The sequence below is a fragment of the Neorhizobium sp. SHOUNA12A genome, from assembly GCF_023006505.1.
GTDB lineage: Bacteria > Pseudomonadota > Alphaproteobacteria > Rhizobiales > Rhizobiaceae > Neorhizobium.
The window spans coordinates 1-8043 of record NZ_JALBGV010000149.1; the positions used below are offsets into that span (position 1 = coordinate 1).

Sequence of the window (8043 nt, forward strand, 5' to 3'; positions counted from 1 at the left end):
CCGGGTGCCTGCTGCGACATCGGCGCGCCAAGCGGCGCCGACTGCACCGGCTCCGGCGCCCGCAGATAGTGGCCGTCGTTATTGGCGCCTGAATTGGGATAGGCTGAATTTTGATAGCCGGTGCCCGCAAGGTTCGGCGTATTCGCGTAATCGACGGCGCGGGCCCCGGAGACCGGCGCGGGGTTCGTCGGATAGGCCTGCTGCGAGGCGGACTCGCGCGGTATGTCGCGCATCGGCTGGATCGCCCCGACGCGGCCGTTATCGATCGACGCCGGCGGAACGAGATCCCCGGCGGAGCAGGCAGCCAGCATTGTCGGGATCATCAGCGAGCCGATCACCCGCCGAGAAAGGGAAGCATACGCCATACAAGTTTGCCACTCTTCCGGTGCCGAAATGACACACGCTGAGAGTTTAGGCAAAGTCGGTAAATGAACCTTTGAGAAATCAAGGCTCTTTCGTGACCTTTCGGTGCATTTCGAGGTCGTTTCAGGACGCCCGCTGTCCCACCGCCGCCATCCGGGCGACCCATTTCAATGCGGCCGACAGCAAAAGACCGCCGGGCTTTTTGCGCCGGCGGCCTTGTGTTTTTCAGCGGTAGATCGGTCGATCAGGCGGCGCGAGCGCGGGATGCCTGACCCGAGGTCGCCGCGCGGCCTCCGCTGCCGAGCCTGAAGGCCGAAAGGAGGCCTTGCAGGTGCAGGCTCTGTTCGGCAAGCGTCTGGCTCGCCGCGGTGGTCTCCTCGACCATCGCCGCGTTCTGCTGGGTCATCTGGTCCATGTGGTTGACGGAGGAATTGATCTCCTGAAGCCCAGTCGCCTGTTCGCGGGCGGCCGTCGCAATCGTGTCCACATGGGCGTTGACCCGCTCGACCAGGGTGGCGATCTCGACCAGCGCATCGCCGGTGGAGCGCACCAGTGCCACGCCGCCTTCCACTTCGCGGGCGGAGTTGCTGATCAGCGTCTTGATCTCCTTGGCGGCATTGGCCGAGCGCTGCGCCAGTTCGCGGACTTCCTGCGCCACGACCGCAAAACCGCGACCCGCCTCACCGGCCCGTGCCGCCTCGACGCCGGCATTCAGCGCCAGAAGGTTGGTCTGGAAGGCGATCTCGTCGATCACCGAGATGATCTGGTTGATGCGGTTGGAGCTCTCCTCGATCCGGCCCATGGCGTCGATCGCATTGCGGACGATCTCGCCCGAACGACCGGCGCTGTCCTTGGTCTCGCTGACCATGGTGCGGGCCTCGACGGCCCGTTCCGACGCGGTGCGGACGGTTGCGGTGATCTCGTCAAGTGCTGCCGCGGTCTCTTCGAGCGCCGCCGCCTGCTGTTCGGTGCGCTTGGACAGATGGCCCGTCGCCCCGGAAATGTCCGAGGCGCTGTCGCGCACCACGAGGCTGGTCTCGGAGATCGCCGCGATCGCCTGGTGGAGCGAACCGACCGCCGCGTTGAAATCGTGGCGGAGTTTGGCATAGTCCTCGCCGATATCGACAAGTGCCACGGAAAGGTCGCCCCCAGCCAGCGCCTCGAGCGCCCGGCCGAGCTCGCTGATCGCGCGCCCCTGGCGTTCCGCAGCGGCCGTCATCGTCCGCTCGTTGTCGGAGCGCTCGCTGGCGATCATGCGGGCCTGTTCGGCCTCGCGTGCCTGTAGCTGGACCCGTTCGTCGACCGAATCGCGCAACACGGACAGCGCGCGGGCCATTTCCCCGATCTCGTTCTTCTGTTCGGTGCAGGGCACGGTGACGCGCGCCTCGCCCGATGCGATCGACTGCAGCGCCTGCCTGATCTTGCCGATCGGGCCGGTCACCGTCTTGACCACGAAGGTGGCGCCGGCGATCAGCACCAGCGCGCCGATGCCGAACATCGAGGCGAAGTTGATCGCATCGCGCCGGAACATGGCGTGCAGGTCGTCGACATAGACGCCGGTGCCGACGATCCAGCCCCAGGGGGCGAAACCGGCGACGTGCGAATATTTCTCGACCGGCTGCTCGGCGCCCGGCTTCGGCCAATAGTAGTCGACGAAGCCCTTGCCCGTCGGGCTTGCCTTGACGGCGTTAACGAACTCGACGAACAGGAACTTGCCGTTCGGGTCCTTGTCGTTCGACAGGTCCTTGCCGTTCAGCTCCGCCTTGATCGGATGCATGATCATCCGCGGCAGCATGTCGTTGAGCCAGAAATAGCCGCTGCCGTCGCCGTAGCGCATCACCGAGATGACCGCCTTGGCCTCAGTCTGGGCCTGCTCGCGGGTCATCGCGCCGGAGGCTTCGAGGGCCTGGTATTTCTTGAGCACGGTCAGCGCCACATCGTTCATCTGGGCAAGGCCCGCCTTCCGCTCCCGTTCCGACGAAGCGTAACTCTGGAACAGGCTGAAGACCATGGCGCCGCCGAGGATGACGAGCGACAGGAGCACAAGACTATAAAGGCGCCAGGAAATGGCGAGACGTTGCATGGGACCCCCCTTATGTGCAATTCGCCTTAAATTCTAATGGTCGATGGTTACCAGGTAGTGAAGCCTTGACAAATCGCGGCGAACGCGAATTAGTTCAGCCTAAATAATTGATGTTGAAACGCTTTTTGGCGGAGTTTCCTTCTCCTTCATGTGCGGTTAGTCTCGCGGCGGGAGGAGTCGCCCGAAAACCGCTTCGAAAGAGAGACGACATGACCGAAAATCCCAAGCCGACCGGCGAACTGACGCTCCGGACGCTCGCCATGCCGGCGGATGCCAACGCGGCCGGCGATATCTTCGGCGGCTGGGTGATGGCGCAGATGGACCTGGCGAGCGGCATCCGCGCCGCCGAACGCGCCCGCGGCCGCGTGGTGACGGCGGCGGTCAAGGAAATGGCCTTCGAACTGCCGGTCAAGATCGGCGATACGCTGAACATCTATACGGAAATCACCCGCGTCGGCCGTTCGTCGATCACGCTGACCGTCGAAGCCTGGGCGCAGAGGGCGCGTCACCGGATGATCGAGAAGGTCACGGCAGGGACTTTCATCATGGTCGCGCTCGACGAGGATGGCCGCCCCGTGCCGGTGCCCGCCGAGCAATAGATCGAGGAACAGCCATGGACGTCGCCACCGCCGCCGAAACCTATACGCATATCCGCGTGGTCATGGGCATGGTGGTGAGCCTCAGCCTGGCGCGGTTGCTGAACGGCCTCGCCGGCATCGTCCAGCATCCCGGCGCGGCGCGCATCTACCCCGTCCACCTCGGCTGGGTGGTGTTCATGTTCCTGTTCCTGGCGCATTTCTGGTGGTGGGAATACCGGCTGCACGCCCTGCCGGTGATCGGTTTTGCGGCTTATCTTTTCCTGATCGCCTTCTGCGCGCTGTTCTTCTTCCTCTGCGCCCTGCTCTTTCCGACTTCGATGCAGGATTATGACGGTTACGAACATTATTTCCTGTCGCGGCGAACCTGGTTCTTTGGTTTCCTGGCGGGAATGCTCGTCACCGATCTCGTCGATACGGCTCTCAAGGGTTGGGATTATTTCCTGTCGCTCGGCTACGAATATCCGGCCCGCACCGCGGTCTATATCGTGCTCAGCATCATCGCCGCGATCACCACCGACCGGCGTTATCACGCGGCCTTCGTCGTCTTCGCGCTGGCCTACCAGTTCTACTGGGTATTCCGGGTCTACGACCTCCTGACATAGACGGAACCGGCCGGTTAACCCTTCAGATAGGCCGAGGACCTGTCGAAACTCAGGCCGGGGAAAACCTTGGCGGTGAGATTGTCGGGCTCGATCCCGAACTGCCGGTAAAGCATGGCGGCCGCGACCTCGCGGACGTCGCCGGTCGGCATCAGGTCGCGGCGGTCGAGCAGCCTGTCTTCGGAAAGGCCCGGCCATTTGCCCAAGACCCTGCCGCCCGGGATCGCCCCGCCGGCGAGCACCGCAAGCCCGCCGGTTCCGTGGTCGGTGCCGTTGGTGCCGTTTTCGCGGGCGGTGCGGCCGAATTCGGTCATTGCCAGCACGACGGTCTTTTTCCAGGCCTCTTCGCCGAGCGCATCCTTCAGCGTGATAATCGCGGTCGAGAGATCGCCGACGGCTTTCCTGAACTGCCCTAGCTGGCCCACATGGGTGTCCCAGCCGTTGATCGAGAAACTGGCGATCCGATAGTCCTCGCGCAGCATGCCGCCGGCAAGCCGCGCCATGTCGGCAATGCCAGCGCCCCGCCTGTTGTCGGCGTAAGGGGAGTCCGCCGACATATCGGTCTTCTTCGCCTCCTCCATGGCTTTCGCAAACGCCGCATCGCTGGCGTAGAGGCGGTCGAGAAAGGCGATCTCGTCCTCGGCAAGCGCGAAATTGCTTTGCGACGACCATGTATCCGCTTCGTTCGGACCACTGAGGATCAGTTCCATCGACGTATTGATGTCGATCGCCTTGCGGCCGTTCGAGCGCGGGATGATCGCGAGCGTGCGGTTCAGCCAGCCGGTGCGCTGGCCCTTGGCGTTGCCGCCGGTCTCCAGCATGTCCTGGCCGTCGAAATGGCTGCGCTGGTCGCGATAGGGCGTCGAGACGGCATGCACGAAGGAGAGCTCGCGCGCCTGCCACAGCGGCACCAGTGCGGAAGCTGCCGGATTGAGCCCGAAGAACCCGTCGAGATCGATGAGGCCGGTATCCGGCCTCAGGCCCAGTTTCGGGCGCAGCGCCGCATAGGCCGGATCGCCGTAAGGCTGGACGAAGTCGAGCCCGTCCATGGCGCCGCGCAGGATGATCGTCACGAAGCGGTTGTCGCCGGGCATCGCCGCAAAGCTCACCGGCGTCAGGAGGGGAGCCGCCGCCGCGCAGCAGGCGCCGGCCAGAAAACCGCGGCGAGACAACGGAAAACTGTCCTGGACGCTCATCTCTTATCTCCTGTTGAATTCAGGGGATGCCAGCACCATCGTGATGCCATGCACCTTGTTGGGCGCCTGCGCGATCACCCTGCGGGTCTCCGGACGGGCGGCATCGGCAAGTGCGGCCTGCAGGAATTCGGACGGCTCCAGCCTCTGTGCAAAGATGCGCCCGACCATGCGCGACCAGGAAATCCGTTCGCTCAACTGGCTCGGGGTCAGCCACACGCCCGTTTCGTCCGCGAAACCTGCGGGGCTCGGCGGCTGCCAGATCGGCTGGCCCATGCGCTGCAGCGCGCCGAGCGTCAGGGCATTGGCACGCCCCGCCTTCTTCCTGATATCTTCCCTCTTCGCCATACCAGTCAGGTCCATGGCCTTCTGCATCGGGCTCTCGTCCTCGTCGCCATCGTCCATGTCGCGCAGCAGGTTGGCCAAATTCCTCTCCGGCAGATCGAGGGCGCGGAAACCCGACGCCACGAACTCGAACGGCTGCTTGATCTTCTGGCCGGGATCCGACCAGGCCCGCGGATGAGCGAGCATGGCGCGGTAGACCTCGGTCAGATTGCCCTCGCTCTGCGTCCATGCCGCGACCATCACGCCGACCATGTCTTCGGGCGCCTCGTCGGCGACGAAATGCCGGACGAGCTTGCCGCAGACATGCCGCGCGGTCGTGGGGTTGGCGGCGAGGTCCTCGAGCATCAGGACGTGGTCCTGGCCATCGCCTTCGTCGTCCTGATAGGTCCGGCCGAGCAGGTTGACCGGTCCCGCCTCGGCGAGGCGCGGCTGATAGACGACCTGCATGGCGCGGTTGTCCACCGACAGGCCGGTGAGGATCAGTGCCGCGGCCCGCACGTCGTCCTGCGTATAGCCGCTGCCCGCGCCCAATGTGTGCAGCTCCAGCAGTTCGCGTCCGAGGTTTTCGTTGAGACCGCGGCCGTTCTTGCGGGCGGCGGCGGAATCGGGCCCGACACTCTGGTTCTGGTCGAGATAGATCAACATGGCCGGATGCAGAATCGCATCGGACAGCAATCTCGTAAAGGAACCGCCGATATTGGGGCGAATCGCCTGCGCCTCATAGAGCGGCACGATCATCCGCATCGGCAGCGACTTCATCACGCTGGTCGAAAAATGGTCGACCCAGAAACTCGCGAGGCGCTCATAAAATCCGAGCGGCGAATGGATCGCTTGGGCAAGCCGCGCCATGGCATCCTGCCGATAGATGCGCCGCGCCTCGGTCCGGGTCGCCTTGCGGACATCTTCGTTCGGATTGCCGGCCTGACGGGCTTTCGCCTCGGCGGCGAGCAACGAGACGACACGGGTTGCAGTGTCCAGCCGGCCACTCACACCCTCGCGCGGAAAGCGAGGCTTTTCGGAAGCCCCTTCCTCGATCTGCGCCAGCAGCGCCTCGACATCGCGGGGCGGCTCTTCGCCGGGACGAAGGCCATAACCGTATCGGATGGCGGCCAGGGTCGGGTTGAGAAGAGCCATTGGATTACTCCTCGTTTGACTCGCTTAGAGTCCCGAACAAATGTGGTGGAAACCAACAGGAATTGCGGCCATTTCGTGACATGGACAATTTGTAATTCGTGACCGCGCGGGAAGTTCCAGCTGTGCGGGAGAAATCGGATCGACTGCGGGATCTACCAGCTATCGGTACAATCGAACGGCATCCGCCCAATATTGAGGCGCCATGAACGGCCGGTTACCTTTTCATTCAGGATAACCCGGCTGGGTTGAAGAAGATCCCTCGAATGCAAGACTTTCTTATCGCTGCCGTTGGATAGTGTCGGCATAGGAACTCCAGCCCAAGCAGATCGATGGAAGCCGAATTCAGAACAGGTCAGATCGACCCGGCCCTTGCCCTGGACGTGAAGCGAGCGCAGGCATCGACCATGCTCGAACGCCTGATCTCGACGCTCGCAACCAATGCCGCGATATCCGCTTCGGCGCTTTTCGTCACCACGATCGATCGTGGCCTGACCCTTTCGGCCGGCCTCTGGTTCACGGCGGTGATCGCAAGCCTGGCCCTGCGCGTCGTCATGGCGTCGATCCTGAAGCGTTGGGAAACCGTGGAACATGCTCCGCAACAGGCGCTGGACGTGCTGACCGTCGGGGCACTCTTGAGCGGGCTCGCCTGGGCGGCCCTTCCGCTGACCGTGCCCGATTTCAACGCGCTCGACGGAGACAGCGGCCTCTATTTGATCATGTGTGGCATGGCGACCGGCGCGGTCCTGATGGGTGTCGGGCACAACCCGGTTTCGCTCGCCTTCGCCATACCGCCCAACATTTCCGTGATGGTGTCGCTTGCCGTCACCGGCAGCGCCAGCGGCTGGCTCCTCACCATCGACGTCGTGGCGCTGACGATGGTGCTGATCCGCAGCAGCCGTACCAGCGAGGCGACCTTCGTCGGCAACGTGCTCGGCAAACTGAAGGCGACGGCGCTTGCCGATTCCCTCTCCAGTGCCAATTCGAACATCCTGCGCGCCAATTACCGGCTGGAAGTGCTCGCCAATTGCGATCCGCTGACCGGGCTCGCCAACCGTACCGCCTTCAATACCGCCCTCGACACGGGAATTTCCGCCGCAAGGCTGGAGGAGGAACAACTCGCCCTTCTCATCCTCGATCTCGACCGCTTCAAGACGGTCAACGACACGCTCGGCCACAGCGCCGGCGACGCGCTGCTCGTCGAGGTCAGCGACCGGCTGCGTTCGGCGGTCGACGGCAGGGGCGTCATCGCCCGGCTCGGCGGCGACGAGTTCGCGATCATTCTCGGTGGCTCGGATGCCGCCGAAACCGCCCGGGGTCTAGCGAAGCGCGTCCTCGAACACAGCCGGCAGCCGGTCATGCTCGAGGGCCAGCCGACCGTGGTCGGCGCCTCGATCGGCCTGGCGCTCTTCCCGCTGCATGCGGATACGGCCGAGGACCTGTTCATCAGCGCCGACATGGCGCTCTACAGGGCCAAGGACGGCGGGCGCCGCCAGTGGCGCGAATTCGAGCCGGCCTTCCGCTCCCAGGCCGACCGCCAGAACCAGATCGAGCACGAACTCGCCGATGCGCTCGATGCCGGCGACCTCGAAGCGTGGTTCCAGCCGCAGGTCGACCTCGCCTCCCAGCAGATCACCGGTTTCGAGGCGCTGGTGCGCTGGCACCACCCCTATCTCGGGCCGATCGCGCCGCCGGAAATCGTCGCCGCCGCGCAGGCCGCCAATCTTGCC

At 64.3% G+C, this 8043-nt stretch carries 6 protein-coding genes and 1 pseudogene; 3 read left to right on the top strand and 4 right to left on the bottom strand.

Features of this window, described 5'->3' with window-relative positions; all coding sequences use genetic code 11:
- Positions 1–365, bottom strand: a pseudogene (locus MOV63_RS31530) (hypothetical protein); the annotation flags it as partial.
- A 242-nt stretch (positions 366–607) separates the two neighbouring features.
- Complete coding sequence (locus tag MOV63_RS31535; protein ID WP_247039666.1) at positions 608–2446, bottom strand: methyl-accepting chemotaxis protein; 1839 nt, start codon at positions 2444–2446, stop codon at positions 608–610.
- A gap of 209 nt (positions 2447–2655) precedes the next feature.
- On the opposite strand from MOV63_RS31535, the gene MOV63_RS31540 reads away from it, so the two are divergent.
- Positions 2656–3045 carry an acyl-CoA thioesterase gene (locus tag MOV63_RS31540; protein ID WP_038542698.1) on the top strand — a complete coding sequence of 130 codons (390 nt, stop codon included), beginning with the start codon at positions 2656–2658 and terminating at the stop codon, positions 3043–3045.
- Between the two features lie 14 nt (positions 3046–3059).
- The gene (locus MOV63_RS31545; protein ID WP_247039668.1) at positions 3060–3647 is read left to right on the top strand and encodes a hypothetical protein; all 588 of its coding nucleotides are present in this window, start codon (positions 3060–3062) and stop codon (positions 3645–3647) included.
- A 14-nt stretch (positions 3648–3661) separates the two neighbouring features.
- On the opposite strand, the gene MOV63_RS31550 is transcribed toward MOV63_RS31545, so the two are convergent.
- Both MOV63_RS31550 and MOV63_RS31555 read right to left on the bottom strand, forming a co-directional pair.
- Positions 3662–4840 (bottom strand): DUF1501 domain-containing protein, encoded by a 1179-nt coding sequence (locus MOV63_RS31550; protein WP_247039670.1) that lies wholly within the window; start codon positions 4838–4840, stop codon positions 3662–3664.
- A 3-nt stretch (positions 4841–4843) separates the two neighbouring features.
- The gene (locus tag MOV63_RS31555) at positions 4844–6316 is read right to left on the bottom strand and encodes a DUF1800 family protein (RefSeq protein WP_247039672.1); all 1473 of its coding nucleotides are present in this window, start codon (positions 6314–6316) and stop codon (positions 4844–4846) included.
- A gap of 329 nt (positions 6317–6645) precedes the next feature.
- Here MOV63_RS31555 and MOV63_RS31560 point away from each other — a divergent pair.
- Positions 6646–8043: GGDEF domain-containing protein (locus MOV63_RS31560; RefSeq protein WP_247039673.1), on the top strand; the 1398-nt coding region annotated here is incomplete at its 3' end.